Raw genomic sequence first — 26,908 nt, 5'->3', positions numbered from 1 at the left:
TGACGGCGCCGGTGCATCGCTTCAGGTCAGGGAAAGCAGGTTTCAGGCCACCTTGAAGTCATTCCAGCGCTTGTTCATGTACGCCGCCTCGTCCATCAGCGTGTTCCAGCACGAGATGTTTTTGACGCGATCGAGGAACGAGCCGCCGTCACGCTTGGTGCCGGCCCTCTCCATCGGCACGCCGTAGGGATCGTTGACCACCTCCGGCGCCGGCTGCCCCTCGTACCAGAACGCCCATTCGGCCGGAGTCAGGAATTTCTTCGCGGTCGAGGGCACCGGGCTGTAGTAGCCGTAGCGCGCGACGAAGCCGCCCTGCCAGCCGGACAGGTACCAGTTGAGATATTCGTAGGCCGCATCGAGCTTCTTGCCGGAGAGATGCTTCATCAGGCCCATGCCGTTGCACCAGCCCCGATAGCCTTCCTTGCCGTTCTTGACGTTGACGGGCGCGTAGACGCAGGGAATTTCCTTCACGCGGACGGCGGCCACCGCCGGCGACCACATCGACTGGATGACCACTTCCCCCGCAGCCATGAGCTGCACCGACTGGTCGAAGGTGGTCCAGGTCGCACGGAACTAGCCCTGCTTCTTCAGCTCGATCAGCTTGTTGCAGGTGAAGTCGATCTCCTCCTTGGTCATGTTGCCCTTGTTGCCGTACTTGATCAGGCCGGCACTTTCGAAGCAGAGCGCGGCGTCCATGATGCCGATCGCGGGCACGTCGAGGATCGCGGCCTTGCCCTTGAACTTGGGATCGATCAGATCCTTCCACTCGGTCACCTCGTGGCCGACGAGGTCGGGACGATAGCCGATGGAATCGGCGTTGTAGACTTGCGGCAGGAAGGTCGCCCACTCGGTGACGCCGTCGTGCAGATCGGTGGAATCGGGCTTGGCGATGTACATGGCCTCATAGGGCGAGATGCCCTGGCGCGGGATCTTGTGGCCGTCGATCTCGCCCTTGGTGAAGATCGGCAGGATGCTGTCGAACTCCTTGATCTTCTTGACCTGAATGCCCTGGATCACGCCGCGCTTGGCGGCGAGCTTGGCCTGCCAGCCTTCGAGGTCGGCGATGTCGACCGTATTGGGCTGGCTAATGAAGCGGTTGATGGCGGCGGAGGTATCGAGGTTCTGCATCGTCACCTTGAAGCCGAGATCCTTGGCGGCCTGGTCGCCGATCGCCTTCACCACCGAATAGGAGACGCCGACGTGGCGGAGCTCGATGTCCTTGATCTCCTGCGCCCAGATGGTCGGGAAGCCGCGGATCGCGTCCGAACCGACGGCCGCGCCTGCGACCCCGGCGGCACTCTTCAACAGCCTGCGGCGGCTCAGTTTTCTTGCTTCCGCCGGCTCCGATCCGGCCTGGCTGGCACCAACATTCCCCTTGTCCCTGTCAAGCATTGCAACCCTCGTTGGTTACGATGAGCGGCCGCAACGATCTTCAGCGATCCCTGCGGATGTGATCAATTGCGCTTGAGGCTATTGACGGGATTTCGCGAAGTAAAATTGGAAGTAAATATTCGCGACATAAGCGCGCCTAATGGCTCAACTCTCTGCATTTCATTCCGGCACGCAGCTTACGAAGGCGGCAGGCAGGTAAACCGCGTCGAGCCCGGTTCGGCTGTCATCTCGCGGACTATCCAGGTCCTTCAGCGCGCGAGTGATCGTCGCCACCACCGGATTCATCTGCTTGAACGCGAGCGCACTCGCGGCGAGCCGCGCAAGATGCGTCGATACGAATTCGTCTGCACCGTCGACGCCTGCCGCTCTCGCCCATCGTGAAGTCGACATTGCCCTCGCAGCGCCATCATCGCACGTGGAACAAGGTGGGGAGGCCATCGACGCCGGCGGTCATCCTGCAACTTGACGGTGATCAGATTCCGCACTGCCTTGTTCCGATAGCTTCCTTCGTGCAAGGCAGTCCGGGAGCATCGGGGATCGTGCGAGAGCACGTCCTGGGCAGCCGGAGCAAACAGCAAAGACGCAGCCGCGAGGAGTTGCGCAACCTAGATCTGCTGCGCTGCCCCTTCGGCAGACGCCCTCTCAACCGCCTGAAAAGGAGCGAGACAGTGTCGTCCCTGCAGACCAACAAGCAGAAGCTTGCTCCGCCATGGAGCCATCACGAGATCGAGCAGGTACGGTTGCTCATTTTGGAAGGGAAGAGCTTGCACGCTGTTTCGCGACGACTTGGACGAACGCCACAAGCCGTGAGAAAAATTGCCAGCAGGCTGAAGCTCCCGCTCCGATCCCTTCATCTCATGAGCTGATTTCTGTCTCAATGTTCGCCGCTGACTGACGTCTTCCCTCGCGCGCACGATTGCAGACCGCCGTCGCCCCGCCGGTTGCCCCGGTGAGGTGTGCTGAGAGGCCCTCCATATTCTCTTTTGAATCTACCTGACCCATTGGAACACAATCAATTTTCAATGAGTTGCATCCGAGCGAGATGCGGGATAGCCCTCTGGGTTCATCGGCCGACGCAATGTATTGAGGCGCTTGCGCCTACAGCGTAGGCAAGCCAGAGGGCGCGCTGCGCATCAACGCGGGATATTCGCACGGCAGGACTCCGCATATTGAGAATGTGAGGAAACGAGATTTCAATGCAGAGTTCCGGTTGTGCGCGGCATTTTGCAGCACCGGCTCAATCTGGATGAACGAAGCTCAGCCCCTCCCCCGACCAAGGCGTAGCAGCGGTTGACGCAAGCAGAGGTCTAGGCTCGACGTATGGCTAACGGATTCGTAGTCTGGTTCAACAAGTTCAAGGGCTACGGCTTCATAAGGCCCGACGGCGGGGGCAAGGACATATTCGTTCATATGTCCGCCGTCGAAGACGCTGGGCTGCCAACGCTCATCGAAGGGCAAAGAGTGAGCTACGAACTCGTTTCCATCGCGGACAGGGTAACTGCCAGTCGCCTGCGGGTCGGAGCCCATGAAGCCAAATCTGACGGATGAATGGAGCTTTCGTACTATCTCAAGTTCGAGCTCTTCGTGTCACTTTCGGGGCTGGATGTTCTCGATCATGTCGTTGTAACGATCAATGAGGTCTACCAGCTCGGCCCCGTGGCGCGACAAGAAACAAGCAATGCTGGAACCAACGATTCGTATGGTCGCGTCGATCTGTTCCAAGAGATCGCGCCGCGCAGCGTCGCAATACTCCGCAACGACTACGTCAGTCGACAACTCGCTTGCAATCCTCATGGTCGCCGACGCTGACGCTCCAGGTTGCGGCATGACTTCGAACCAGCGATCTGCCCGCGCGCTCCGCTCAACCGCTTGAGGCGAGCCATCAGCAACGTCCCTTTCGACGTCGATAGAAAGCAACTCTAACGTTTCGTTGTGAAGGCGATCAAGCTCGGTCCAGGAACGATCGAACATGCTGCTCAGCTGCGTGAGCTGAAGCCACGCGAGCCTCAAATGTTGATACGGCGACAACTGGTTGTGGATCCAGGGATAGTCGCCGGCAACAACGCGACAAACGATCAGATCGCCATATACGGTCCGCAGATTGAGGAGCGCTGCAAGCTCCGCTTTCAGGCGCTGATGAACGGTCAATATCCCCCCTCTCATCCGCTCGGGCACGAATTCGAACGACGGATCGGACTGGCGCATCAGCTCTTCACCGGCCAGTTCGATGATCGAAACGATCCGTTCGTCAATCTCACCGGGCGTTAGCCCATCCACCCTGTTCATTTTCACATATTCCAGCAACGCCCGGCGCTTCGACACCTGGCCAGCATCATCGGGCCTGCGAATCCCCAACGCGGAGCCTCTCAGGGTCCAACGGCTTTCGGAAGCCCCAATCTATGTCTATTATTTGGGCAATGGAAGAAATCCAGCGCGTGCCGGAGGCCGGTCGAACGATCGGATCCGGTCGCAGACCTGGTGGCTCGCCAGGATTTCGATCGCGGGCAGCGGACTTTGGACGCCGGCCCATCGATCGTGACCGGCGCTATCGCCAAAAGTTGGGGACGACAACAAAAAGCCGGGATCTCAGCAATGAGAACGAGGCCGCCCGGCCTGAAATCAGGCTCCGAGCAGCCGCCACGATCCTCGGCGCCGCCAGCCCCGCCGCGGCGTCACGTCAGCCGGATCACGCAAGGCGCGCACCAGTATGCTGCCAGACTTTGCCGGAGAGGCCGCTGGCGGGAGCTCAATTGTTGGCGGGCCTGCCGTAGACCGATTGTCGCGACCTTGCGCTGCTGCTGGCCCAGCCTGCGCGCGACAGATTGCCCTGCTGCCGCTTGCGGCCGAGCAGGTCATCGTAGATCTCCAGCGTGCGCAATGCGATATCGGACCAATCGTACCGCACGGCGCTCTCGCGGCGTACGATTTCGCGCTCGGTTGCGCTCGGACGCGTCTTCGTCAGCGCCTGCAGCTTCGCACCCAATTCCTCGCAATCACCGACATGGAAGATGTGCTCGGGATCAGCGACCACCTCCAGGTTGGGTGCGATATCACTTACCAGCACTGGCAATCCATAGCTGAGCGCTTCGAGCAGCACGATCGGCAGCCCCTCATGCGACGACGGCAGGACGAACAGCGCGGCGTGGGCGTAGAGCTGTCGCAAGCCGTCGCCGGTCTGGAATCCGGCCATGACGACGTTCTGATGGCCGGCCGCTTCTCTAGCCAGCTGATCCGCGTACTCGTTCCGGTGGTCGATCTTTCCAACTATGGCGAGCTTCCATCCGGGCAGCGCCGTCGCCAGGAATGCGCGCAACAGATCGAGTTGTCGTTTCTCGGGAACAAGCCGGCCGACCGTCAATACGTATCGTCCCGGCTCCAATCCCAGCTCGACCACCTTCTCGCTTTGCTGTGGCATGTCCGAGAACACCACGCCATTCGGCACCACCTCGCAAGGTTTGCCATATTTGGACATGACAAGCTCGCCGATGCTGCGGCTGACCGCGATGCGCTTGCTGGCGTAGCGCATTCCGAGCGCCTCGCCGGTCCTCAGCACCGTGCGCGCCGCCCAGCCCCATTTCTCTCTGTTGTAGTCCTCGCCATGATGCGTGACGACGACCCGCAGGCCGACGGCACGAAGCAATGGCGTCACGATTGCAGGACCTATGCCATGGATATGGACCAGTGCCGGGCGCCGCACCATTGCAACAATGGCGCAGACCACGGAATGGAGCAGAGTCTCGACGTACTTGTTGCTCAGAGTCCACAGCCGCAGGACCCGCACGCCCCTCCACACTTTGGGAACATCCGACGCAACATAGGGCGACCGCATGCAGACGGTAACCCGTCTGCCGAGCTCCACCACCCTTGGTGCGAGATTCTCTGCGTGTGTCTCGATACCACCCTGAATTTGAGGGAAGCCACGGAAGCCGAACATGTAGATCTCACGCCTGCTCATCTGGACTTCCTTCCAATCTAATTGTTCATAAAGGTACGCAACGGGTAATGCTCGTCCGGCGTCACGCGGCCCTTGACCAGCCGGGCCTTGACAGTCTTGTTCAGGAACGACGTTCGCTCGACGTGCGGCGACGGGCGCACGTCGGAATAATTGATGTAACTATCAAAGCATATGCTCTTGCCCATCGAGACCTTGAGCTTGTTCTTGAGGACCCACAGCAGCGGCTCGCTCTTCGGAAGCTGAGGGACCAGGTTGGATCGCATCGCGGTCCGCGCGGTGGTCACCATCCAGCAGTTCTGCTCACAGCCCGCGACCTTCTTCCGTGTCTGCTGAGCGGTCTCGCTGTTCATGATCTCGTCCCATGATTCCCGCGCAAGATTTCCCATCGGCAGATCCGAGCGGACGTTGCAGGCCCAGACGTCCGACCAGGGGTCGATAAAAGCGAAATCCTTGCCTGCGCTGCATGGGATCAGCCGGTCATGACCAAGGATCTTCTCGATCAGGCCAAGGTTCAGGTAGGCCCGAAACCAGTTCTTTGGCTTCGGACTACGCAGCATCGCCGAGATGAGCCCCTCGACCTTCCGGGCGACTGCCTTCCGGTCGTAGAAGTAATTGTCGTTCTTGTAGAACTGCCAGGCATTGTGGAGCGTCGACGTCGCCAGCTCGAATCCCTCCTTGCGAGCGAACTCGTAGACGTTGACGAGCTGATCGACGTTTTCGTCCTGAATGACCATGGCGAAGCCGAGGTCGGTGCCTCCTGCCTCGCGCAGCATACGAAGCCCGGCGATCTTGGTGTAGTAACCGTCCTTCTCGCCGCGAATTCTGTCGCTCGTCTCCTGATCACCCTCGAGCGAGAAGCGTACCTTGATGTTGGGATGTTTCTTGATGATCGGAACGAGGCGCTCGGGATGCAGCCCGTTCGACGATATCTCCGTCACTCTTGCCTTCGGATAGAGAAGATCGATGATCTCTCCGAGGTCCTTGCGAAGCGTCGGCTCTCCACCTGACACGTTCAAATTGTCGAAGCCGGACGGAAGCTTCGACAGCGTGGCCAGCGACACCTCTTCCTTCGGCTCGGTTGGATTCTGCCAGATGTAGCACATCTGACACTTGGAGTTGCAGCGGAACGTGGAAATGACGGTAAGGTCCATTTTATGATCCAACTTTCCTATGTAAGCCAGCTGTTGCAATCAGATTCTCGTACAACGAGAACAATGCCGAGCCATGATCCTCGAGCGAGTACTCGTCCTCGACGATTCTCCGTGCGTTGCGACCGAACGCTTCGCGCCGGCTGCGATCGAGGAGAAGATCTCTGACTTTTTCGGCGAGTTGAGACGCATTGCCAGGATCGAACAGCAGACCTGTCGCCCCTTCCCTGACCATCTCGGGAATTCCGCCAATGCGCGAAGCAATGATCGGCTTACCGTGCGCCATCGCCTCGAGTATCGAGAGCGGGCTGTTCTCGTGCCAGACTGAAGGCACCACGATCACCCCGGCTTCGCTGATCGTTCGTTCAAGGTCGCTGCCCGTTAGGTGCCCCCTGAACTCCACCGCCGGGTACTTCCGCCGAAACTCATCAAGGAGCGGTCCAGTGCCGGCGACCACCAGCCGCCAGGCGCCCTGAGCTGCGGCATGGGCTTTAAGGAGATCCTCGACGCCTTTCTCGGGTGACAGGCGACCAAGATACAGCGCGTATTCCTCGTCGCCGACGGACGTATCGATACCCGATGCATCTATTCCATTCGGAATATGAACCACCTTGGCCGCACCGAACCTGCGGACGATGGCTTCATACATGAACCTGCTCGGCGCAATGAATTTTTCGACGCGATGATAGCTTCCGAGCAGCGCGTGATAGCGCGCCTCCGCCCAAAGCAGAGCGCTGCGCCCAAGAGAACCGTCGGCGCAGCGGCGCGCGAGAATCGTCTCGAACGCGCCGTCCCCGCATCTCGTACACACCTGCCCGTTGCTGAGCTGCGTGTACACGGGGCACACCGGTTTGTAGTCGTGAAGTGTGAGAACGACGGGAACCCCCATATCCGCGGCCGCCGTGACGATCGAGGGGGTCAGCTGGTGATAGATGTTGTGACAGTGCAGTACGTCCGGCTTCTGATCTTGGATGAGGCGCCTGATCTGCGAGACAGCTTCGGATGAATGAATGAAGGACAGCGCCGATCTCAGCTTTTCGCGCCTGGATGATGCGCGATACGACTTCTGCGAAACGAAATACGATTGGAAGCGTGATGGAATGTTTCGATCGTCATTCATGGAGAACTCGACGACGTCGACATTCCGCCTGCGCATCAACTCCATCTCGTCGAACATCACGACTTCGGAGCCGCCGTTACGAAAGAAGAACTTGTTCGCAAACAGCACTTTCAGAGCGCGTCGATCCGATCCGGCAGGCCGCTCTCGTCTCCGAGACGGAACTTCCGTCTCCGGACCCCGCCTTGAGCGCGCCACCGAAACAGCGGCATCTTCGCTGAGATCGAACGAAGGCTCCGTCATCGCCGCGGTCCTCGTCTGGAGATCGAAACAGGCCGCGCTGCAAGGTGGACACCAACGCCTGCAGAATGGTGTTCGATCGGGCGGTGCAAGGCTGATCTCGTCGCAACTACAACCATCGGCAGCATGATAGGCGGCCGCTATGCGCCGGTATTGACGGCCGTCAACTTGGTACCGGTGCGTGGCCTAGGATGGAGATGGCCCTTTTCGAGTCGGAATGCTGCCCAATTCTGCGGATACCGGCTGCGTCTAGGACGCGCTCGAGCGTCAGAACGACATATCTTCATAATCAGCGAGAACTGCACCGTGACTGCCGGAGCGCAACTGCGCGATACAATGCGGAGCGAGGATGCCCGAGCACCTTGAGCCAACTGACGCAACCCCCGATCAGGGGTTGATCGCGTTGGTCATGATGCTCCGATTTAACGGCCATGCCGTGGATCCCGAGCGCATCCGTCATCAATTCGGGACTATTATCAGAGCCGCCGAGATTCTCCGCTGTGCGAAGGAGCTTGGGTTGAAGGCCCGCGTCGTCAGGACCAATTGGTCTAGGCTTACCCGTCTACCGATGCCCGCGCTCGCCATCCTTCGTGAGGACAGATTTCTCATCTTCGGAAAGGCTACCGACGAGCGGGTCATCGCGCTGGAGCCGGGTCGCCCACAACCGGTCATGATGTCGCGGATGGAACTCGAAGCCATCTGGGACGGCGCGGTCATTCTGATGACGCGTCGAGCTTCTCTTTCCGATCTTGCGCGGCGTTTCGACATAACGTGGTTTCTCGGCGCAATTCGAAAATACCGACGATTGCTCCTCGAAGTCCTTGCGGCATCGTTCTGCCTTCAGCTGTTTGCCCTCGTATCACCGCTCTTCTTCCAGGTGGTTATCGACAAGGTTCTCGTGCATCGCAGCATGAGCACGCTGGACGTACTCGCGATCGGCCTCTTAGCGACCGCGTTGTTCGAAACGATCCTTGGGATTCTGCGTACCTACCTTTTCTCTCATACGACCAACCGCATCGATGTCGAACTCGGCGCTCGGCTGTTCCGTCACCTGTTGGCGTTGCCGATCGGCTACTTCCAGGCGCGGCGGGTGGGTGACTCCGTCGCGCGGGTCAGGGAACTCGAAAATATCCGCAATTTCCTGACGAGCTCGGCTCTGACCTTGATCATCGACCTGTCCTTTTCGGTTGTCTTCATTGCCGTTCTGGTCTTCTACTCACCGACGCTAGCCTTAATCGTTCTCGCCTCGCTTCCGGTCTATGTCGCGATTTCTGCCGGAGCGACGCCTTTGTTTCAGCGACGGCTCGACGAAAAATTTCAGCTGGGCGCGGAAAACCAGGCGTTTCTCGTTGAGAGCGTCACCGCCATGGAAACGCTCAAGGCGATGGCCGTGGAGCCCCAGATGCAACGCCGCTGGGAGCAACAGCTGGCCGGGTACGTCGCGGCGAGCTTTCGTGTCATCAGCCTGGCGAACGTATCCAGCCAATCGGTCCAACTCGTGAACAAGCTGGTCAGCGTGGCCATCCTCTATTTCGGTGCCCGGTTCGTCATGGCCGGCGATCTTACCGTCGGCGAGCTGGTTGCTTTCAATCTGATCTCCGGTCGCATCAGCGCTCCGGTCCTTCGATTGGCCCAAACTTGGCAGGATTTTCACCAAGCCAGGCTCTCGATCGCGCGCCTCGGCGACATCCTGAATACAGAGCCGGAACCGGTTTACAGCCCCGGAAAAATGGCCCTGAGTACCATCCGAGGCGACATTGCGTTCGAACAGGTGACCTTTCGCTACCGCATCGATGGGCCGGAGATCCTTCGGGATGTGCAGCTACACATTCCGGCAAGGCAGGTCCTTGGAATAGTGGGCTCCTCGGGATCGGGAAAGAGCACCTTGGCCAAACTGGTGCAGCGCCTGTATATCCCGGAGCGAGGCCGGGTCCTGGTCGACGGGATCGACGTGACTCAGGTCGACCCCGCCTGGTTGCGCCGACAGATCGGTGTCGTTCTCCAGGACAGCGTCCTCTTCAACTGTTCGATCAGGGAAAATATCGCTTTCGCAGATCCCGGGACATCGACCGAGCGTGTAATTGAAGCCGCCACGATGGCCGGTGCACACAATTTCATTCTACAGCTACCGAACGGATACGACACCGTAGTCGGCGAACGCGGGAGCAGCCTGTCGGGCGGACAGCGTCAGCGCATCGCGATCGCACGCGCACTCGTGACCGATCCCCGGATCCTGATCTTTGACGAGGCGACCAGCGCACTCGACTATGAGAGTGAGCACATCGTTCAACAGAACATGGCAAAAATCGTACAGGGCCGCACCGTACTTATCATCGCGCATCGGCTATCGGCCTTACGAATGGCCGACCGGATCATCACGATTGAAGATGGCCGCCTCGTCGAGGATGGTCCTCATCAGCAGCTGGTCAAGAGCGGAGGACGTTATTCAAAGCTTTACCGCCTACAGTCGGGCTTCCATGACCTTACATAGTCCGCATTTCGCGAGCGCCGATACCAACAGGCGAGACGGTCGAGCTCACGTCAGCATCGACGAGGCCGCATGAAACAGACAACCGCAAGAACGTTCGACGATCCGGGGTTGTTTGTGCTCGACCTCCTGCTCCGACTGCGTGGTGTCGACAGCAGCCTCGACCATATTCGCCAGCGCTTCAATCATGCGCCTATCGATGTCCCGGAGATGCTCGCTTACGCGAGGGAGCTTGATCTTTCTGCAAGCTGTGTCCAGACCGATTGGGATGGACTGTCGGCATCGACCTTACCCGGCATCCTGCCGATTCGCGGCGGAGGCTTTCTCTTGCTCGGAAGGGTGCATGGCCACGAGGCTGTGGTGATGACATCTGGCGCCGAGAGGCCGTCCATCATTTCCAGACACGATCTCGAGGCGAATTGGGACCGGCGACTGGTCGTGGTCGCACAACGACGCGCACTCGCCGTTCGGCTCCTGCGCTTCTCGCGATACTGCCTGGAGTTCATCCGGCGTTCAAAGGAACGCTCCGTGATCGTCTGGGCACGACTGGCCGGTATGCTTTCGTCTCTTGCCGATCGCGCGCCAGCAATGTTCAAGCAGCGGCCAGCCGCGCCGGCGGAGCCTCCCCGGAACTCGAACAGCGGGAGCGCCGTCATTGTATTCGCGGATCACGCACGCAAGCTCGGGCGTGCCGTCGCGGGGCTGACGCCTTCTCGCGGGACTCATCCGAGCGAAGCACTCGCATTCCTCCCGGCAGCACTCGAAATCGTCGAGAGCCCTCCTTCGCCGGTTGGACGTACCATCGTCATCAGCATCACGGCCGGCTTCGTCGTCGCCTTGCTCTGGGCCAGCCTTGGCACCATCGACATTGTCGCTATCGCTCCCGGCAAGATCATTCCGAGCGATCGAACCAAGACCATCCAGCCATTCGAGACCGCCGTTGTGCGAGCAATCTACGTTCAGGATGGCCAAACCGTCAGAGCCGGTGAGCGCTTGATCGATCTGGATGCGACCATGACGGCCGCAGAACTGAACCGCCTCAAGAGCGACCTGACGAGTGCGCAGCTCGACGCCGCCCGTTTGACGGCGTTGCTGTCGAACAAGACCGATCCAGCTTCTGCGTTTAGCCCGCCATCGTCGACCACACCTGCCCTGACCGAGATGCATCGTCGCTTTCTCGTCAGCCAGAACACCGAGCAAGCCGCCAAGATTGCCGCGATTGACCGCCAGATCTCGCAAAGGGAAGCTGAACGAGCCACTTCGAAGGCGTCGATCGACAAGCTGAAGGCGACAATCGGCCCGCTCCAGCAGCGCGTCGAGATACGCGAGCAGCTGTACCAGAAGGAACTCGGATCCAAGCTGCAGTATTTGACGGAGTACCAGGAGCTGGTCGGCCAACGGCAGGAAATACTCGTTCAGCAAAGCCGCTTCAGCGAAGCGGATGCCGCCATCGCGGTCCTGGTGGAGACTCGCAACAAAACCATTGCCGAGTACGAACGCGCATTGTTCGAGGAGCTCGCAAAGGCGGAACAGAAGGCTGCCGGCCTGAGCCAGGACGTCATCAAGGCCGAACGGCACACCGGCCTGCAAAATTTGACGGCACCGATCGACGGCATAGTACAGCAACTCGCCGTTCACACGGTTGGGGGTGTGGTCACTCCGGCACAACCAATCATGATGATCGTTCCAACCGATAGCAATCTCGAAGTCGAGGCGATGATCTCGAATCAGGATATCGGCTTCGTCGAGGCGGGCCAGGACGCCGCCATAAAGATCGATACCTTCAATTTTACCCGGTACGGACTGCTACATGGCAAGGTCCTCAGCATCTCCCAGGATGCCATTCCGCGCAACAAGCCACCGGAGAACAGTAACTCGAAGTCTTTCGGTGCCGGGACAACAAGCAGCGAACCCATCGGACAGGAGCTTGTCTACGCGGCGCGGGTGTCGCTCGACCGCAGTTACATGAACATCGAGAACAAGCGTGTCAGCCTTTCTCCCGGCATGGCTGCCACCATCGAGATCAAGTCCGGATCGCGCAGTGTCATCAGCTATCTCTTGTCACCGATCATGCGGTACAAGCAGGAAAGCCTGCGGGAACGGTAACGTGTGAGCACTATGAAAGCGCACTCGCTGCCAACCCGGCAATGACCGCCGCCCTTTGGATCACGAGTTCTCTCGCCGGTCCGGGAATGCTCAAGTTCGACCTGCTGGCGAGCGACTTCCAGCGGACACCATCAGCTCGTCACCCCTTCAGCAGTCTCGACCTCCATCGGCGACGAAACACCACCCGCCCTGACGAAACTAAAGCGGCTTTAGGTTCAATCGATCGCCACGGGCCGTTCACCTCGCCCGCTCGCGGGAGAGGTCGGCGCGCCCGGGCGAAGCGAAGCTTCGTCCCGTGCGCCGGGAGAGAGCTTGCTCCTCTCGGGGACTGTCCATTCGGGATACACCTTCTCCCCAGCCCGCTCGCGCAAGCGGGAGAGGGAGTGCGCCGCTGTCGACGCAGCAATCAAGCATCCCGTCACGCTTTAGCTGTCAGCAGATCCGGCTCGGCTTGCTTGATGAGACCAGCCCGGCTCAGCGCGGCGGTCGCTTTCTTTATCACTTCCCAGGGCAATTTGGATCGTTCAGCGATGTCGAGGAGTGAATGATCGCCGTCCGACATGTTCAGGACCCACAGCAGCGCCATCTGGAAGTCTCCGGCCGCGAGCCCGCCCAATCCACCGTAGAGGCCATAATTGCCCAATTTGGGCTCGCAGAATGGCTTTTCATTCCGAAAGCAGGCGTTGTTCTCGATGACATCGATCGCTGCTATCGCCTTCGTCAGAGTATCGTACAGCGCGGCAGGGCGAACGAAATCCAGATTATCGGCAGAGCTGTGATACTCCGCGAACCTACCGAAGGGCGTCCGCATCACAGTCCCAACCGGCAGGTTGAAGCCAGGCGAGCAATATTGCCGCTCGTCGTAGCCGTAAGGTGAGAACTCCTGAATTTCGTACGGCTCGCCACTCTGCTCAAGCACGTAGGACCAGGCTCGATCAATCTCTGCGTTGCCGCGGCGGCTCTTTTTGTAGGTCATCGCGCCGGAATCGCCGGCGCAGGTCAGTACAAATCCGTGCTTCACCCGCCCGACATGAGCCTCGTTGAGCGCCAACCAGGTGATCGCTCCGATCGTGCCGGGGATGAAGACGAAGCGATACGTATACCTCAGCTCCATCCTCCGCAGGTACTGCGCCAGCGCGGTTGCGACTGCGATCCCGGACAGGTTGTCATTGCAGAGCGACGGATGGCAGATATGGCAGGAGATCAGCACCTCGTCCGAGGTACGGCCGAGCAATCTCAAATCCCCGTAGGTCAGATGGCCTGCGGCAAGATCCGCATCGACACAGACCTCGTATGCGCCGTCGGGCATTGCCAATAGTTGATTGTGCGGAAGACAGAAGCCCCAGGTCTTCTGGTAGTAGCTTGTCCGATAGGGGATCCAGTCCGGCTTGTCCGGGTCCGAGTAGAGGTGAGGCCTGAGCTGGTCGAGCGTCATGCGCGCCCTCACCGGGACGCTGTAGCCAAGAAGGTGCAGGTTCGACTTCTTGAAGTCGATCACGCGCTCGCCGGCGCTATTCTTGACGTATGCATCACGCACGTTCCACTCCGGTGGAACAGTCCAATCAAATACCTGCAGGCCGGACGGTACTTCGCAGGTGGTCAGCGGGATATAATTTCGGATGAGATCGATCGTTCTTCGGGTCCCCTCTCCCGTTATGCTGCGGGAGATGGGATACATATCTGCAATGAACTCGTGGAGTGCGCGTCCGGTCTTGTCCGCCGACAGGTCGACGGCCGCGTCACTCTCCCTGAGATCCGCGAGGTCTGCATGCCTTGCGATATCATCCATGCGCCCTCTCCCTCGGATCCAATGGGTTCAATCCACGATCCTGGGCTCGGGTATCGGCACCACGAACTGAGCGCCCCAACTCCGGGCGAACGACAACTGGCTGACGATCTCCCGCTTCAGGTTCCAGGGTAGAATGAGTATGTAGTCCGGCTTCGTCACGTTGATGCGTTCAGGCTCGAAGATTGGAATGTGAGATCCCGGCAGTAACGACCCCTGCTTGTGCGGGTTCCGGTCGACCGTATACTCAATGAGATCCGTGGTAATGCCGCAGTAGTTCAAGAGAGTGTTGCCCTTGGCAGGAGCGCCGTACCCGACGACGCGCTTGCCCTGTCGCTTTGCCTCTTCAAGGAACGACAGAAGCTTCTGCCTGGTTTCCAAGGCGCGCTCCTCGAACGCGTCGTAGTGATCAAGATTGGCATATCCGGCGTCGATTTCGCGACGCCTGAGGTCCAGGACCCGGTGAGAGATCGGATGCCATCCCTTGTTGGCGTGCTGAGCATAGATTCGCAACGAACCACCGTGGGTCGGCAGCTCTTCGACATCAAACAGCGTCAGGCCATGTGCCGCAAAGATCTTCTCGACGGCGATGAACGAGAAGTATGAAAAATGCTCGTGATAGATGGTGTCGATCTGACACTCGTCGAACAGGCGCATCAGATGGGGGAATTCCATCGTGATAACCCCCGCATCAGCGAGAAGAAGGCTCATGCCTTTGACGAAGTCGTTCAAGTTCGGCACGTGAGCCAGGACATTGTTTCCAATCAACAGATCAGCGCGCAGCCCCTCGCGTCGCAAGGTACGGGCTGCGCGTTCACCGAAGAATTCCACACGCGTCGGAATGCCCTTCGCGCGCGCCACGGCAGCGACGTTCTGAGCCGGCTCGATGCCCAGAACCGGCACGTCGGCCTCTACGAAGTACTGCAGCAGGTAGCCGTCGTTGCTTGCGATCTCGACGACCTTGCTGTTCGCCCCGATACCGAACCTGTCGATCACCCGAGTGACGTAGGACTTGACATGCTGCAGCCATGAATCGCTGTAGGATGAGAAGTAGGCATAGTCTCCGAAGATGTTCTCCGGCGCCTCGAACTCCTCGAGCTGGACAAGGAAGCACTCGCCGCAGACGTAGGCCCGCAATGGAAAGAAACGCTCGTCCTGCTTGGCTTTCTCGTTCCGAAGATACGAATTTGCCAACGGAGACATTCCGAGATCGATAAACACACGTTCAAGGGGCGCACTGCAGAAACGACAGCAGCTCGACTCGGTTGCATGCGCAGTCGGTGCCTTGACGTCGAGGGTGGATGTCACTTCCTTCAGCATTCTATGGCTCCTGCCGTGGCAATCCGTGATGTCACCGACACGTTAACGTTGGTCGGGCCGGGGCAATTGACGACCGTCAAGTCACGTCTGGCTTTTGCGAGCGTGGAGTCCTCACCCTACGACCTCTTGTGGACTGCGATGTTCATGCGGCCCTTCAACTCGTCCGCGATGTTGCTGTGAGGCTTCCACGCCTTGTCACGATCCGAGAGCACGCGCACCTCGGCCGGCCAGGATATCCCAAGCGACGGATCATCATGCGGCAACCCGCCCTCCGCGCCCGGCGTGTAGTAGTTGCTGATCAGGTAGATCAACTCCGTATCGTCAGTGAGCGTGATGAAGCCGTGTGCGAAACGCTCCGGTATGTAGAGCCCGCGGCCATTGTCCGCGGAGAGATTGACGATGACATGCCGCAGGTAGGTTGGCGATTCCGGCCGCAGGTCGACGATCACGTCGGCCACCGCCCCCTTGGTGCATCGGACGTACTTGTTTTCCGCCGCGGGCGGATACTGAAAATGCAGACCCCGCAGGGTACCGCGTTTTGCGTTGTAGCTGATACTTGCCTGCGCGACGGCAGGCTTGAGACCGTGCGCCAGGAACGTGTCGGCGCAAAACACCCGAGCGAAGTATCCTCGGTTATCCTGATGCCTGTCTATCTCCACGGTGTAGGCGCCCGCGAGGATTGTTTCGGAAAATATCATGCGATGAATGAGACTGCTGGGCAGCTATAGGAACACGATCCAACAAAGTTTGACGGCAAGCCACAGCAGGGCCAGGTCCCACGCAACGACGCTGACCAGCGCAACCGCGATACCGAGGACGGGCCAATCGAGAGCCCGGCTCGCCGCTTTCGTGGCCCTGAACTGGGTTGCATAGCTTGCGGTCCTGAGTTGATCGAATTCAGACATTGCCCGCTCAATCCGTGACGTGACCTCACGACACCTTAGCCAGACCGGGGCCCGAAAATCTGACGAAGCTCAATAACGGCCCGCTATGCGACGGTGGCATCCAAACGATGCTGTGGGCAGTGGGTGAGGCCCCTCCTCGGCCGGCTGCGTCCGTCCCGCCAGGCGCTCGTCAAAAGGTCGAGTATCCTTGTGCGTCGCCCGAACGCACCTGCAGCAATCGGAAAGATTGCCGGAATCCTGCTTCCGCCGATACCAGAAGTTGAGATTCCTCAAATACGGGAACCTTCTTGCCTCTCAAATGCGACGCGGGCGGCGCGTAACGGCATTCTTCATCAATCACGCGTTGAGAGGGATTTGATAATGAACATTCGGTCGCATTTTTTCTCCATAGAGAATCCGGACAACTTCGCAAGGTCAGGAGAGCTGCGGCTTCGAGCGCGGGCTGCGATCCCAGGCGGAGCGCATACCTACGCGAAGGGCGACGATCAGTACCCGCTCCTCGCGCCAGGCTTCATCTCGAGAGGCTTGGGCTGCCATGTATGGGACGTCGACGGCAACGAGTTTATCGAATACGGAATGGGACTGCGCGCGGTGTCGCTGGGCCATGGCTTTCCAGCTGTCGTGAAAGCCGCGGTTGAGCAACTGTCCCGAGGCACGAACTTTACACGGCCTTCGGCACTCGAGGTCGAATGCGCGGAGCGCCTGATCGAGCTTGTCCCGGGCGCCGACATGGCGAAGTTCACCAAGGACGGATCGACGGCCACGACGGCTGCAATCCGGCTTGCCCGAGCCTACACGGGTCGGGACATGATAGCGCTTTGCTCCGATCACCCCTTCTTCTCCTACGACGACTGGGCGATCTGCACGACACCGATGAACGCCGGCATTCCCCAGGCCGTGGCGCAGCTGACACAGGGATTTCGGTACAATGACCTGTCCTCGGCGGAGGCGCTCTTTGCGCAGCATCCGGGTCGGGTAGCAGCCCTGATCCTCGAAGCCGAAAAAGAGGTCCCGCCGGCGCCGGGATATCTCGCCGGGCTGCGTGAACTCTGTCATCGGAACGGCGCTCTCTTGATCCTGGACGAGATGATCACGGGCTTTCGATGGCCGGAGTGCTCCGCCCAACGTCACCATGGAATTGAGGCCGACCTATCGACCTTCGGCAAGGCGATGGGCAACGGCATCGCAATCTCTGCGCTGCTCGGCAGACGCGAGATCATGGAGCTCGGCGGCCTCGACCATGATCGCGATCGCGTCTTCCTGCTTTCGACGACACATGGTGCCGAGACGCACGCTTTGGCGGCAGCCCTGGCGGTCATGAACACCTATCGGGACGAGCCGGTCATCGAGACGTTACACCGCCAGGGAAGTCGCCTGAAGGCCGGCATCGAAAGCTCGGTGCAGCGCCGCGGACTAGCCCGCCATTTCAGGCTCGCCGGCCGGACGTCCAATATGGTCTATGCCTGTTGTGATCGTGACGGAGTGCCGTCACAGACCTTCCGCACATTGTTTCTGCAGGAGACAATCCGCCGTGGCGTGCTGGCGCCCTCCCTGGTCACAAGCTATTCGCACACCGACGATGATATCGACCGAACCATCGAGGCCATCGATGGCGCATTCGCCGTATATCAGAAGGCGTTGGTGGACGGGCCGGAAACCCATCTTATCGGCCGACCGGTGGCGCCGGTGTTCCGCCGGCGAGCCAATTCGACTTCGGCCGGAACGCCGAGAACGAAAGCCCGCGGTCCAAGGAAAGCGAAAGCCAGCTAGTCAATCAAAGTCCGGTACGCGCAAAATCCGGCACCCGGCGGGTTTTATCGGGGTAGCCGAACTCCGATCACGTCGGCATCCAGAGCACCCGCCGCGAACATAAGGAACGGTTCGCTGCGGGATGCTCGAGACATGAATCGGTCTAAAGCATGATCCGGAGAAGTGCGTAGCGGTTTTCCGAAAAGATCATGCCTAAACAACACCCGAAAGCGCGATGACGATTCATCCTGATCGCATCGCGCCTTAATCAACTGCTCGCCCGTTGGAAATCCTCGCGAGCCCCTCGATATCGGTGAACTTGATCGTCTTGCGATTTGGAAGGTCGATGACCTTCTTCGCCTTGAACTCGGCCAGCGTACGACAAACCGTTTCGAGCGACGTTCCAACGTGGTCTGCGATATCTGCCCGGGGCAACTGAAGTCGGAGTGCACCAGGCCGCTTGGGGTCTGCAGGCAAGTGTGGCCGGATGCGCAGCAACAGCCAGGCGATGCGCGCCACACAATTCTTCTGGCTCATGGTCATCACCAAGGTGAGGGTATCTGCCAGGACCTGGTGGGCACCACAGGGCTCATCGCTCCGGCAAACTCCAGAAGTCCTTGATCGGATGACGCGACAATCTGTCACGGCTTCCGCAGTAAACTGCTGATGGGTCGAATGGGTCGGCATGACGACGTCGCCGGGCCAGTAGAAAGCGAGGATCTGGCGATTTCCGTTCTCCAGAAGGCGGACTGCCCGTACGACGCCCTCGACGATCTCGATCTTCTGAGCTTCTTCCTCTCCCTCCCAAAAAAGAGCTCTGCAGCGAGGTACGAAGGACGTGGACGGGCGTCGGAAATCGGGAAGTTTGTTCGATCCATGAAGGTGTGAAGGGGGTTTTCCGTTCTGGAGAAAAGTGGATTCTGTAAGCATTTGAAATCACCTCAGCACGTAATCCAATACCCTGAAGTGTAGACGTCCTAAATTCGAGGGATATTCAGGCTAAAGCGTTAGGATTGTACGGGTTCCACATAGTCCGATGGGCCTAGTCCGTTTAGTCGGGAAAACTATTCGCTGCCTATGCGGCATTCAAAAGCGCAAAAAGCTCGTGCTACTTCGCGGAAGAAGTGCTCACGCGTGCGCCACCTTTGTCCAATTCAATAGCGCCCTTCCCTGGGTCGATTTTGGGAAGAGTTACACTTGAGAACGAGCCTCACGCGAGGTTTCTACAAATACCGTCGTCGCCAGCCGCCGGCGCAATGCTCTGGAGGTGGCACGGCAACGCTGGCCAGGCCTGACTATGCATCCCTGGCGAAGCGCCTTTCACCGATGTGACGTCGATCCACCGATGCAGCCAGTCGCGCCTCGACCGGACGACAAGGCTCTGATCTCGTCGTCCGCACGCGTGGGGAGCTGCATGATACTGCGGATCACCGGCGGCTCCTCGGTTGCGCTGGCGCATGGCGACCCGATCCTACTGGTGACTCTCCAGTGTCCACCACAACGCAGCCGAACCGCAACGACGAGATCTCAGGCTGTTGGAAACGGCTCTGCTGCACCGAGCTTTACGCCATCACCGAAGACGTGGCCTCCATGGGCCCATCTCCAGTAGGCCGCCGCCGAACGCAACTCTATTGCTGAGCACGCAAAGGCCAGGGAATGCGCCGATCACCCGGCTGGTCTTCGAAAAGCAAACCTGTCCGTGGACTGCGCCCATCGATCGCCAACGATGAACTCTGAGCCAGGGCCTGAGCCATTGCCCTGGTCCATCGAGAACCTCTTGCTTGTCATTCTACGAGCCAGCCTGTCCTTGGGACCGACTAACTTCGCCGCGATAAAGGCCGCTTCCGTCCGATTACGCGCACAGAGCGCGCGCAGGAGCGCCGCTGTGTGGATCTTGCTGGTGCCTTCCGCGATGCTCAGCTCGCGCGCAATCTCTTTGTTCGACATTCCCTGAGCCAGCAGCGGAAGAATTTCGCGTTGCCGGCGCGTCAATCGCAGAGCTTCCAAATCGAAGTTGACGGTCTGAGGCGGCTCTGGTCGGCTCACATCATCATCCGCCAACCATCGCGGAACATAAATGCGCCCAGACAGCAGATCGCCGACTGCCGACAGCAATTCCTCATCCGCCTGAAGCTTGGGCAGGAATCCGTGAAAGCCGGCCGAAAGACATTTCAACACATCCGTGCGGCTGCTCGAAGCCGACATCACCGCGATACGGGTTGCGGGTCTCAAGTCGACGATTTCCGAGAGGACCGCGAGCGAACGTTGGTTGAGACTACCTAGATCGATCAGGATCAAATCGATGCTTGTCTCAAGCTCGCAATTCTCGAGCTGTGACGCGTCTACGACACGGGACTTCTTAAAACGGGCCTCGATCACATCTCGGAGGCCACTGCGATAAACACTATGCTGATCAACAATCAGAATAACAGCCACTGCGCAATCTCCGAACAATCCCGTACTCTTACCCGGGACTCTCACATCGTTGGCAGTCTGAACCAATGAAACGGCAATATGACTTCGATACTCTGCTCGGCGTTCCTTCCCTTCTGCATTGCGGAAAATATTATGATTTGTTGGAAAAGAGTCAACTGATTATAAATATCCTTTACAGACGTTGCCGCGCCGATGGCCCCACATGGTTCCATCGGCGTCGGCAGATGAGTGAACCTTTTCGGCGCGGAGGACACTAAGTGCGCGCAATCGCCGGAAGGAATTCGGGAATTGGCGTCCATCGCAAGTGAGGATCCAACTGCTCGGTGTGCTGCAGGTGGCGAAGCTCTGACAGGCGCGTAAATGGCGCGGCATTGAAGGTGGCTTCGTCCAGCTGGATGCGCTGGAATACCCCCCTTAACTGTCGTGCACCACGTTGCGCATTCCACTGGCAACGGAAACTCGGCATGTGGGCCTTGATCTTCGCAAAGGAGACCCGATAGCTGCGATTGTCTGGGCCACTCGGGCCAAAGGAAAGTTCGCAGCCGGTGAAAGTGTCGTTCACGATCTCCGCGATCTCTCGCACCGTATAGTTCTGACTTTCATCGCCGACATTGAACGCCTCGGCGCAAACCGCCTCGCGCGGTGCGTTCAAAGCGCACAGGATCGCCTGGCAGATGTCCTCGATGTGGACCAACGGGCGACAGGGCGTGCCGTCGCTCATGACGCGAATCTTCCCCGTTGTGAACGCCCACCCTGCAAGGTTGTTCAGGACGAGATCGAAGCGCTGTCGGGGAGACGCTCCGAACGCGGTCGCGTTACGTAGAAACACGGGCGTGAACCGGGAGTCGGTCAGTTCGACGAGATCGCGCTCGACGAGCACTTTGCATCGCGCATAGGCCGTCTGAGGTTCGCAAGAGGACGTCTCGGATTTCATCTCGCTGCCGGCCGCGCCATAGATGCTGCATGAGGACGCATAGATGAATCGGCCGATGCCCGCCTGCTTGCACTTGCGGGCAAACTCGACGGAGCCACGATGGTTGATCTCCATCGTGATCGCAGGATCATTCTCCCCCAGCGGATCATTAGAGAGCTCCGCCAGGTGAACCACGGCGTCAAAGCCCTCCAAATCAGACGGCGACAGCTGCCGCGTGTCGCGCGACATGACCATTGGACGAGTCCTGCCGTCATCGAACAGCCAGCCGCGGCGGTAGAGACCCGTGTCGATCCCGATCGCATCGTAACCCTGATCAAGCAGTCTCGGGCCGAGCACCGCCCCGATATATCCGTCAGCTCCAGTGAAGAGAACGCGCATTTGATTCATCTCCTCAAAGGATCGCCCGATCCGGGATTGCGGCGTGTTGTACATTGGTGCTTCCGTTGGCGACGGCGTCCTTATTCCAGACGCACCAGGGTGGATCTCCGCTATCCCAGAGATCCTGCAGAATGGCCTTGTCGCGCAGGGTATCCATATTCTGCCAGTAGCCGCGGTGCCTGTAGACAGCGAGTTGGTCCTGCTCGGTTAGACGGGCAAGAGGCTCGTTTTCCCAGCTCGTGCTATCGTCGTCGATGAGATCGAGGGCCTGAGGTTCGACGACGAAGAACCCGCCGTTGATGACCTGACCGTCGCTCGCAGACTTCTCGCGGAAGCCGGCCGCGCGGGGGCGGTCAGACGAGAGATTGATCGCGCCAAAGCGGCCGGGCAACTGGACCGCGGTGACGGTCGCCAGGGCACCCTGCTGATGGTGGAATTTGATTAGCGCACGGATATCGACGTCGCCGACGCCATCGCCGTATGTCATGCAGAAGGTCGAATTCCCCAGATGCTCGCGCACTCGCTTGATGCGTCCCCCGGTCATCGTCTTCTCTCCGGTATCGACCAGCGTAACCTGCCAGGGCTCCGATCCGTTTCGATGCATTTCGACGCGGTTCCGCTGAAGGTCGATCGTGAAGTCTCCCTGATGGGACAAATAGCTCATGAAATAGTCTTTGATCACCGTACCCTTGTAGCCACAGCAAATGACGAACTCGTTCAGGCCGTGGTGGGAATACAGCTTCATGATATGCCACAGGATCGGACGACCACCGATTTCAACCAGCGGCTTCGGGACTACCGAAGTGTGCTCGCTCAATCTCGTACCGTAGCCACCGGCGAGAATAACAACCTTCATAGGGATCTCCTATCCTGGGTTCCCCACCGAACATGCGCGGATGCATCTTCGGATGGCGTAGCCCGGACCGTACTTGGCTGCGGCACGACCGAGTTGATGACCGTCAACTCGGCAAAGCGGCGCCGGTCGATACGGTCCCCCTTGTCATCACAAGCGTTCGCGCACATGACGACCTGACGTTCGTCAACTTGCCGATCCGAGTTGCCAATGTTCGAAGTTCGAGGCGAACACCTACTAACCTGGCGGGCACGCGACGACATCGATTGGAGACAAGTAGGAAGCGGCGAAGGGACGACCCGCAGGATTCGATCTCCCTGCGCGTCTCATTGGCGGTCGCCGTCATCCTCTGTCACTCAGCGACAGTCAGCTGCTGTCTGCCCGCCGAACAATCGTTCTATGATGGCGTACCAAAGCCCGTTGTCCGGCTTGTCGTCCCCGCTTTCTTCCCTCAGCGGACTCCGTATGCTGGTTCTCGCCTTCCTGTGCGGAGTGGCGCTGTTGCTCAATCGAACCCGGATCGCTTTTTCGCACCGGCTGCTTCTGCTCAGCTTTGTCGGCTTCGTTGCTTCCGTGCTCGCCTCGAACCGCAACAGAGAGGATCTGGCCGCACTCTTCGTCAGCTATCTCACGGTGTATCTCGGACTGCTCAATTTCAATGTCGGACTTGTCGCTCGGCGGCCGATTGCGCATGGCATCTACCTTACATATTTACCGTTCAAAGAGAGGCCATTCTTCTCACTTGGCTCCAACGTTTCCGATCGAGTTGACGATTCTCAATGGTGAGCAGCGCAATGGTAGCGGACGCGACAACCTCTCGTCGCACCGATTCTGGCCACCGCACTCCGATGCCCGAAGTCTCAAATGTCAGATGCGGCATGCGCCTCGCCGGGGCGGGACAATTAGACGCAACGCGCACAATGTGCGACCCCACACAGTGCGCGAAAGACAAGAACGGCCGATATTTCCACGCGATAGCAGAGCTTGCGGTCCATCGGCTCCCGCTGCCTCGAGAGGCAAAGGCGGCCATATGACGGCAACGATAGAAGAGCGCCTCACTGACACCCCATTCGGCAACAAATCAATCACATTGACGACAGATTCTGTTGCAAGCGTGAAATCGCGCAATGCGCCGGAATACATTTGCAGGTCGTCTCTCTGACGACCAGTTGCTCGAAATGAGTGCAGTCACAGAAGCTGCGAAGAGTTCGGCCGCGACATGGTCGGTTGAACTTTTTCTGGCTTGGTTCATGCTTATGGGGAAGGCTCAAAGTGATTCGGTTAGTCCGATTCGGTGGTGCAAGAGATGGCCGCAGGGCGTCCGGCCCCAGCTCTTGCAATTCTCGAGTATCAGCAGAAGCAGCAGGCGAGCGGCGTGAGGTCGAGCATGCGTTCTGGCTGTCCGCCTTCGCGGTCGGCGTCGAACGTATGCCGCACAACACAGTCATCGCACATCACAAATTCGAACGACTAGGAAAGGTGAAATGGGGATTTCGTTATCAGAGCTGATCAAACAAAACACGCTTGGGCAGAGCGAGGGTTATCCAGACGGTGTTCCGCACAGCTACAATTGGTACAAGGGTTGGAATCCTGATGGACTATTGACCCCGCCTGCCGACTTCACCGCGGTCGAAGGTTGGGCGCAAGTCTATACGGAAGAAGGGGCTCCCGCGTCCCCAAATACAAACGTCGAAGTCGCGAACGCAAAGACCTACGTCCATATCAAGGAGACCGGCCAGTGGTTGCTGGTTCAGGACCAGTCACAGCTTGGAATCGCAGGCGGACATTTCGTCACTGATTTCAGCGGTAACTCAGGTTACCCGATGCAAGTGACAACCCTGGCAAGCGGAGCGGTGAGCTTTGATGCGCCTTCGACCGGATACAACGATCATTTCTGGTACGGAGCGCGTGGGACTTATGCGGCTGGTACGGTCGACGGCGTTTACGTCCAGATGGACATGAGGCAGACCGACCCCAACGCGAATCTGGTGGGTATGGTTGGCGTGGACTGGTGGCGCAACGCGTCAGCTCCGTATCTTGACGACCACAGCAACAATCCAGGTGTCGGAGGCAGCAACTGGGTTGAGCTATCGACGCAATGGAAGACGATCGGTTACTATTCCATGAGCACTGCGGCGTTCCAGGCAAACTTGCCTCCGCCTCTGCTTGGATCCACTCAACCGCCTCCAGTAGAGGCTCCTGACATGGTAGCACCGGCATCGCCCAAGATCGTCGCAATCACGCCGGATGCGGGTACCGTCGGAGACCAGGTCACCAATGCCAAACAATTGACGCTGAGCGGAACGGCAGAAGCGGGCAGCACCATCAAGGTCTTTGAGGGCTCGACCGTAATTGGTACGGCCAAGGCCAATGCGAGTGGCACCTGGAGCCTGACCACCGCCCAGTTGGCAGATGGGAACCACACCTTCACCGCGACCGCCACAAACGCTGCAGGCAACGTCAGTCCACAATCGGCCTCTCTCGCCATGCGGGTTGACACGCTCGCGCCGGTGGCACCCAGCATCACCGCATTCACACCGGATACTGGTACCGTCGGGGACAAGGTGACCAACGTCAGCCAATTGACGCTGACGGGCACAGCGGAAGCAGGCAGCACGGTCAAGGTCCTTGAGGGAACGTCCGTCTTGGGCACAACTCAAGCTAACGCAGCCGGCGCCTGGAGCCTGACGACAGCCCAGTTGGCCGTCGGGAACCACGCATTTACTGCGATGGCCACCGATGCCGCGGGCAACGTCGGCACGAAATCTAATGCCCTGAATGTGACGGTGAGTGAGCCCCTCATCTCACCCCCGGCAAACGGAAAGAACCTGCTGGTCAACGGGTCGTTCGAGACGACGGACTCGTCGCCCCTCGGTGAGGGCCGCTGGGGAGCTTACAAGTCGATTTCGGGCTGGACCGCGATCTCCGGCGGCACCATAGAGCTCTGGAACAATCTCAACGGAGTCAGGGCGAGCGATGGCGGTAATTTTGGCGAGCTCGACTATCTCGGTGCCCGGGATGGATTCTATCAGGACGTAAAGACCGTCGCGGGACAGGTTTATCAACTGTCCTTCGATGCACGCTCGCGCCCCGGTTTCACCGGTGCAACCTGCTCGATCGAGGTGTTGTGGAATGACTCGGTCATCGCGACCGTTCCACCCGGCAGCAACTGGACCAACTATGACTTCAATGTCGTGGGCACTGGCAGCAACGATCGCCTGACCTTCCGCGAAGTGGCCAGCCAAGGTAGCGATGGTTTGGGTGCCCTCTATGACAATATCGAGCTCACCGCCGCCACAGCGGCGCCAACCACTCCGCTGCCGGAGATCGGGGATAAGAATCTCCTGACGAACGGGTCTTTCGAGTCATCATCACTGGCGCCCGGCGGCTGGGCGGGCTTCGATGCCATTCCCGGCTGGCACGCCATTAGTGGCGGAACCATCGAGCTCTGGAATAATCTGAACGGCGTGACAGCAAGTGACGGCGGCAATTACGGCGAACTGGACTATCTCGGAGCCCGTGATGGACTTTACCAGGATGTGAAAACGGTCGCCGGTCAGCAATATGCGCTTTCCTTCGACGCGCGCTCACGGCCGGGGTTCTCCGACTCGACATGTTCGGTCGAAGTCCTCTGGAATGGCTCGGTCGTTGGGGTAGTTCCGCCAGACGCCGACTGGAAGAACTATGATTTCACGGTGACCGGGACAGGCGGACAAGACCGCCTGACATTCCGCGAGGTTGCGAACCAGGGTGGTGACGGGCTCGGTGCGCTCTATGACAATGTGTCCCTGGTTGCTAAGCAGGCAAACCCTGCCTCGGCGTCCATGCTGAGCAGTGCAAGCCAGGCAGTCGCGCTGATGAACCAATACACCGCGACCGATGCGATCACGACCGGTGCGGTGACGAGTGGTCCCCTTGCAACCGATACGACCACTTTGCTCTCGCAGACGCTCTCGTTGCCGGCACAACACTAGTTCCTGGCCATAGGCTATAGTCAAATCGCGGGGCGCCGATTTACGGCCCCCGCGGTTTGCGTTGCGAACGCTCGAAGGAGCGCCTTCCAGCCAGCGACCGCCGCTCTACGATCCGCCTCGCGGAATT

General features: G+C 59.2%; 19 protein-coding genes and 1 pseudogene. 6 read left to right on the top strand and 14 right to left on the bottom strand.

What is annotated here, in order from left to right; genetic code table 11:
- Positions 1–42: 42 nt before the first annotated feature.
- Both H1B27_RS07515 and H1B27_RS07510 read right to left on the bottom strand, forming a co-directional pair.
- Positions 43–1,392, bottom strand: a pseudogene (locus H1B27_RS07515) (ABC transporter substrate-binding protein).
- A gap of 159 nt (positions 1,393–1,551) precedes the next feature.
- A complete protein-coding gene (locus H1B27_RS07510; RefSeq protein WP_197965543.1) occupies positions 1,552–1,782 on the bottom strand; it encodes a hypothetical protein in 231 nt (76 codons plus the stop codon).
- A 930-nt stretch (positions 1,783–2,712) separates the two neighbouring features.
- Here H1B27_RS07510 and H1B27_RS07505 point away from each other — a divergent pair.
- The gene (locus tag H1B27_RS07505; RefSeq protein WP_197965542.1) at positions 2,713–2,940 is read left to right on the top strand and encodes a cold-shock protein; all 228 of its coding nucleotides are present in this window, start codon (positions 2,713–2,715) and stop codon (positions 2,938–2,940) included.
- Between the two features lie 39 nt (positions 2,941–2,979).
- Here the strand turns inward: H1B27_RS07505 and H1B27_RS07500 are convergent, their stop codons facing one another.
- The 4 genes from H1B27_RS07500 to H1B27_RS07485 all read right to left on the bottom strand — a co-directional run bounded on the left by H1B27_RS07500 (position 2,980) and on the right by H1B27_RS07485 (position 7,855).
- Positions 2,980–3,747 carry a hypothetical protein gene (locus H1B27_RS07500; protein WP_197965541.1) on the bottom strand — a complete coding sequence of 256 codons (768 nt, stop codon included), beginning with the start codon at positions 3,745–3,747 and terminating at the stop codon, positions 2,980–2,982.
- 391 nt (positions 3,748–4,138) lie between these two features.
- The gene (locus tag H1B27_RS07495) at positions 4,139–5,347 is read right to left on the bottom strand and encodes a glycosyltransferase family 4 protein (RefSeq protein ID WP_197965540.1); all 1,209 of its coding nucleotides are present in this window, start codon (positions 5,345–5,347) and stop codon (positions 4,139–4,141) included.
- Positions 5,348–5,364: 17 nt separating this feature from the next.
- A complete protein-coding gene (locus H1B27_RS07490) occupies positions 5,365–6,498 on the bottom strand; it encodes a radical SAM protein (protein ID WP_061882159.1) in 1,134 nt (377 codons plus the stop codon).
- Position 6,499: 1 nt separating this feature from the next.
- A complete protein-coding gene (locus H1B27_RS07485; RefSeq protein WP_197965539.1) occupies positions 6,500–7,855 on the bottom strand; it encodes a glycosyltransferase family 4 protein in 1,356 nt (451 codons plus the stop codon).
- A gap of 346 nt (positions 7,856–8,201) precedes the next feature.
- Between H1B27_RS07485 and H1B27_RS07480 the strand changes: the two genes are divergently transcribed.
- Together H1B27_RS07480 and H1B27_RS07475 are read left to right on the top strand one after the other, a co-directional pair.
- Positions 8,202–10,343: a type I secretion system permease/ATPase gene (locus H1B27_RS07480; RefSeq protein WP_061882157.1), complete on the top strand. Its 2,142-nt coding sequence runs from the start codon at positions 8,202–8,204 to the stop codon at positions 10,341–10,343.
- Positions 10,344–10,412: 69 nt separating this feature from the next.
- Complete coding sequence (locus H1B27_RS07475) at positions 10,413–12,446, top strand: HlyD family type I secretion periplasmic adaptor subunit (protein ID WP_197965538.1); 2,034 nt, start codon at positions 10,413–10,415, stop codon at positions 12,444–12,446.
- A 418-nt stretch (positions 12,447–12,864) separates the two neighbouring features.
- Here H1B27_RS07475 and H1B27_RS07470 read toward each other — a convergent pair whose 3' ends face one another.
- The 4 genes from H1B27_RS07470 to H1B27_RS07455 form a co-directional block, all read right to left on the bottom strand.
- On the bottom strand, positions 12,865–14,235 hold the full coding sequence (locus tag H1B27_RS07470; protein ID WP_197965537.1) for a DUF4910 domain-containing protein: 1,371 nt from the start codon (positions 14,233–14,235) through the stop codon (positions 12,865–12,867).
- A 27-nt stretch (positions 14,236–14,262) separates the two neighbouring features.
- Positions 14,263–15,552 (bottom strand): class I SAM-dependent methyltransferase, encoded by a 1,290-nt coding sequence (locus H1B27_RS07465; protein WP_061882156.1) that lies wholly within the window; start codon positions 15,550–15,552, stop codon positions 14,263–14,265.
- Between the two features lie 116 nt (positions 15,553–15,668).
- Complete coding sequence (gene rfbC, locus H1B27_RS07460; protein ID WP_061882155.1) at positions 15,669–16,250, bottom strand: dTDP-4-dehydrorhamnose 3,5-epimerase; 582 nt, start codon at positions 16,248–16,250, stop codon at positions 15,669–15,671.
- Positions 16,251–16,274: 24 nt separating this feature from the next.
- Positions 16,275–16,457, bottom strand: a complete 183-nt coding sequence (locus tag H1B27_RS07455; protein WP_061882154.1) for a hypothetical protein — start codon at positions 16,455–16,457, stop codon at positions 16,275–16,277.
- Positions 16,458–16,817: 360 nt separating this feature from the next.
- Here H1B27_RS07455 and H1B27_RS07450 point away from each other — a divergent pair, with 360 nt between their 5' ends.
- The gene (locus H1B27_RS07450) at positions 16,818–18,227 is read left to right on the top strand and encodes a glutamate-1-semialdehyde 2,1-aminomutase (protein ID WP_082822195.1); all 1,410 of its coding nucleotides are present in this window, start codon (positions 16,818–16,820) and stop codon (positions 18,225–18,227) included.
- Between the two features lie 243 nt (positions 18,228–18,470).
- On the opposite strand, the gene H1B27_RS07445 is transcribed toward H1B27_RS07450, so the two are convergent.
- The 4 genes from H1B27_RS07445 to rfbF form a co-directional block, all read right to left on the bottom strand.
- A complete protein-coding gene (locus H1B27_RS07445) occupies positions 18,471–19,136 on the bottom strand; it encodes a Crp/Fnr family transcriptional regulator (protein ID WP_197965536.1) in 666 nt (221 codons plus the stop codon).
- Between the two features lie 735 nt (positions 19,137–19,871).
- The gene (locus H1B27_RS07440; protein ID WP_197965535.1) at positions 19,872–20,642 is read right to left on the bottom strand and encodes a LuxR C-terminal-related transcriptional regulator; all 771 of its coding nucleotides are present in this window, start codon (positions 20,640–20,642) and stop codon (positions 19,872–19,874) included.
- A 253-nt stretch (positions 20,643–20,895) separates the two neighbouring features.
- Positions 20,896–22,008: an NAD-dependent epimerase/dehydratase family protein gene (locus tag H1B27_RS07435; RefSeq protein WP_246515244.1), complete on the bottom strand. Its 1,113-nt coding sequence runs from the start codon at positions 22,006–22,008 to the stop codon at positions 20,896–20,898.
- Complete coding sequence (rfbF, locus tag H1B27_RS07430) at positions 21,968–22,810, bottom strand: glucose-1-phosphate cytidylyltransferase (protein ID WP_197965534.1); 843 nt, start codon at positions 22,808–22,810, stop codon at positions 21,968–21,970. The genes H1B27_RS07435 and rfbF overlap by 41 nt, the downstream gene beginning before the upstream one ends.
- A 462-nt stretch (positions 22,811–23,272) precedes the next feature.
- On the opposite strand from rfbF, the gene H1B27_RS07425 reads away from it, so the two are divergent.
- A complete protein-coding gene (locus tag H1B27_RS07425) occupies positions 23,273–23,593 on the top strand; it encodes a hypothetical protein (protein ID WP_197965533.1) in 321 nt (106 codons plus the stop codon).
- Positions 23,594–24,291: 698 nt separating this feature from the next.
- The gene (locus H1B27_RS07420) at positions 24,292–26,781 is read left to right on the top strand and encodes an Ig-like domain-containing protein (RefSeq protein ID WP_197965532.1); all 2,490 of its coding nucleotides are present in this window, start codon (positions 24,292–24,294) and stop codon (positions 26,779–26,781) included.
- Positions 26,782–26,908: the final 127 nt, after the last annotated feature.

Source organism: Bradyrhizobium diversitatis, from assembly GCF_016031635.1.
GTDB classification, from domain to species: Bacteria; Pseudomonadota; Alphaproteobacteria; order Rhizobiales; family Xanthobacteraceae; genus Bradyrhizobium; species Bradyrhizobium diversitatis.
Note: the sequence above shows the minus strand (reverse complement) of the source record. Positions and strands in the feature narration are given on the sequence as shown.

Coding starts and splice junctions, on each gene's coding strand:
- H1B27_RS07510 (WP_197965543.1), bottom strand. CDS start 1,782: ATGTCGACTTCACGATGGGCGAGAGCGGCAGGCGTCGACGGTGCAGAC.
- H1B27_RS07505 (WP_197965542.1), top strand. CDS start 2,713: ATGGCTAACGGATTCGTAGTCTGGTTCAACAAGTTCAAGGGCTACGGC.
- H1B27_RS07495 (WP_197965540.1), bottom strand. CDS start 5,347: ATGAGCAGGCGTGAGATCTACATGTTCGGCTTCCGTGGCTTCCCTCAA.
- H1B27_RS07490 (WP_061882159.1), bottom strand. CDS start 6,498: ATGGACCTTACCGTCATTTCCACGTTCCGCTGCAACTCCAAGTGTCAG.
- H1B27_RS07485 (WP_197965539.1), bottom strand. CDS start 7,855: ATGACGGAGCCTTCGTTCGATCTCAGCGAAGATGCCGCTGTTTCGGTG.
- H1B27_RS07480 (WP_061882157.1), top strand. CDS start 8,202: ATGCCCGAGCACCTTGAGCCAACTGACGCAACCCCCGATCAGGGGTTG.
- H1B27_RS07475 (WP_197965538.1), top strand. CDS start 10,413: ATGAAACAGACAACCGCAAGAACGTTCGACGATCCGGGGTTGTTTGTG.
- H1B27_RS07470 (WP_197965537.1), bottom strand. CDS start 14,235: ATGGATGATATCGCAAGGCATGCAGACCTCGCGGATCTCAGGGAGAGT.
- H1B27_RS07465 (WP_061882156.1), bottom strand. CDS start 15,552: ATGCTGAAGGAAGTGACATCCACCCTCGACGTCAAGGCACCGACTGCG.
- rfbC (WP_061882155.1), bottom strand. CDS start 16,250: ATGATATTTTCCGAAACAATCCTCGCGGGCGCCTACACCGTGGAGATA.
- H1B27_RS07455 (WP_061882154.1), bottom strand. CDS start 16,457: ATGTCTGAATTCGATCAACTCAGGACCGCAAGCTATGCAACCCAGTTC.
- H1B27_RS07450 (WP_082822195.1), top strand. CDS start 16,818: ATGAACATTCGGTCGCATTTTTTCTCCATAGAGAATCCGGACAACTTC.
- H1B27_RS07445 (WP_197965536.1), bottom strand. CDS start 19,136: ATGCTTACAGAATCCACTTTTCTCCAGAACGGAAAACCCCCTTCACAC.
- H1B27_RS07435 (WP_246515244.1), bottom strand. CDS start 22,008: ATGTACAACACGCCGCAATCCCGGATCGGGCGATCCTTTGAGGAGATG.
- rfbF (WP_197965534.1), bottom strand. CDS start 22,810: ATGAAGGTTGTTATTCTCGCCGGTGGCTACGGTACGAGATTGAGCGAG.
- H1B27_RS07425 (WP_197965533.1), top strand. CDS start 23,273: ATGCTGGTTCTCGCCTTCCTGTGCGGAGTGGCGCTGTTGCTCAATCGA.
- H1B27_RS07420 (WP_197965532.1), top strand. CDS start 24,292: ATGGGGATTTCGTTATCAGAGCTGATCAAACAAAACACGCTTGGGCAG.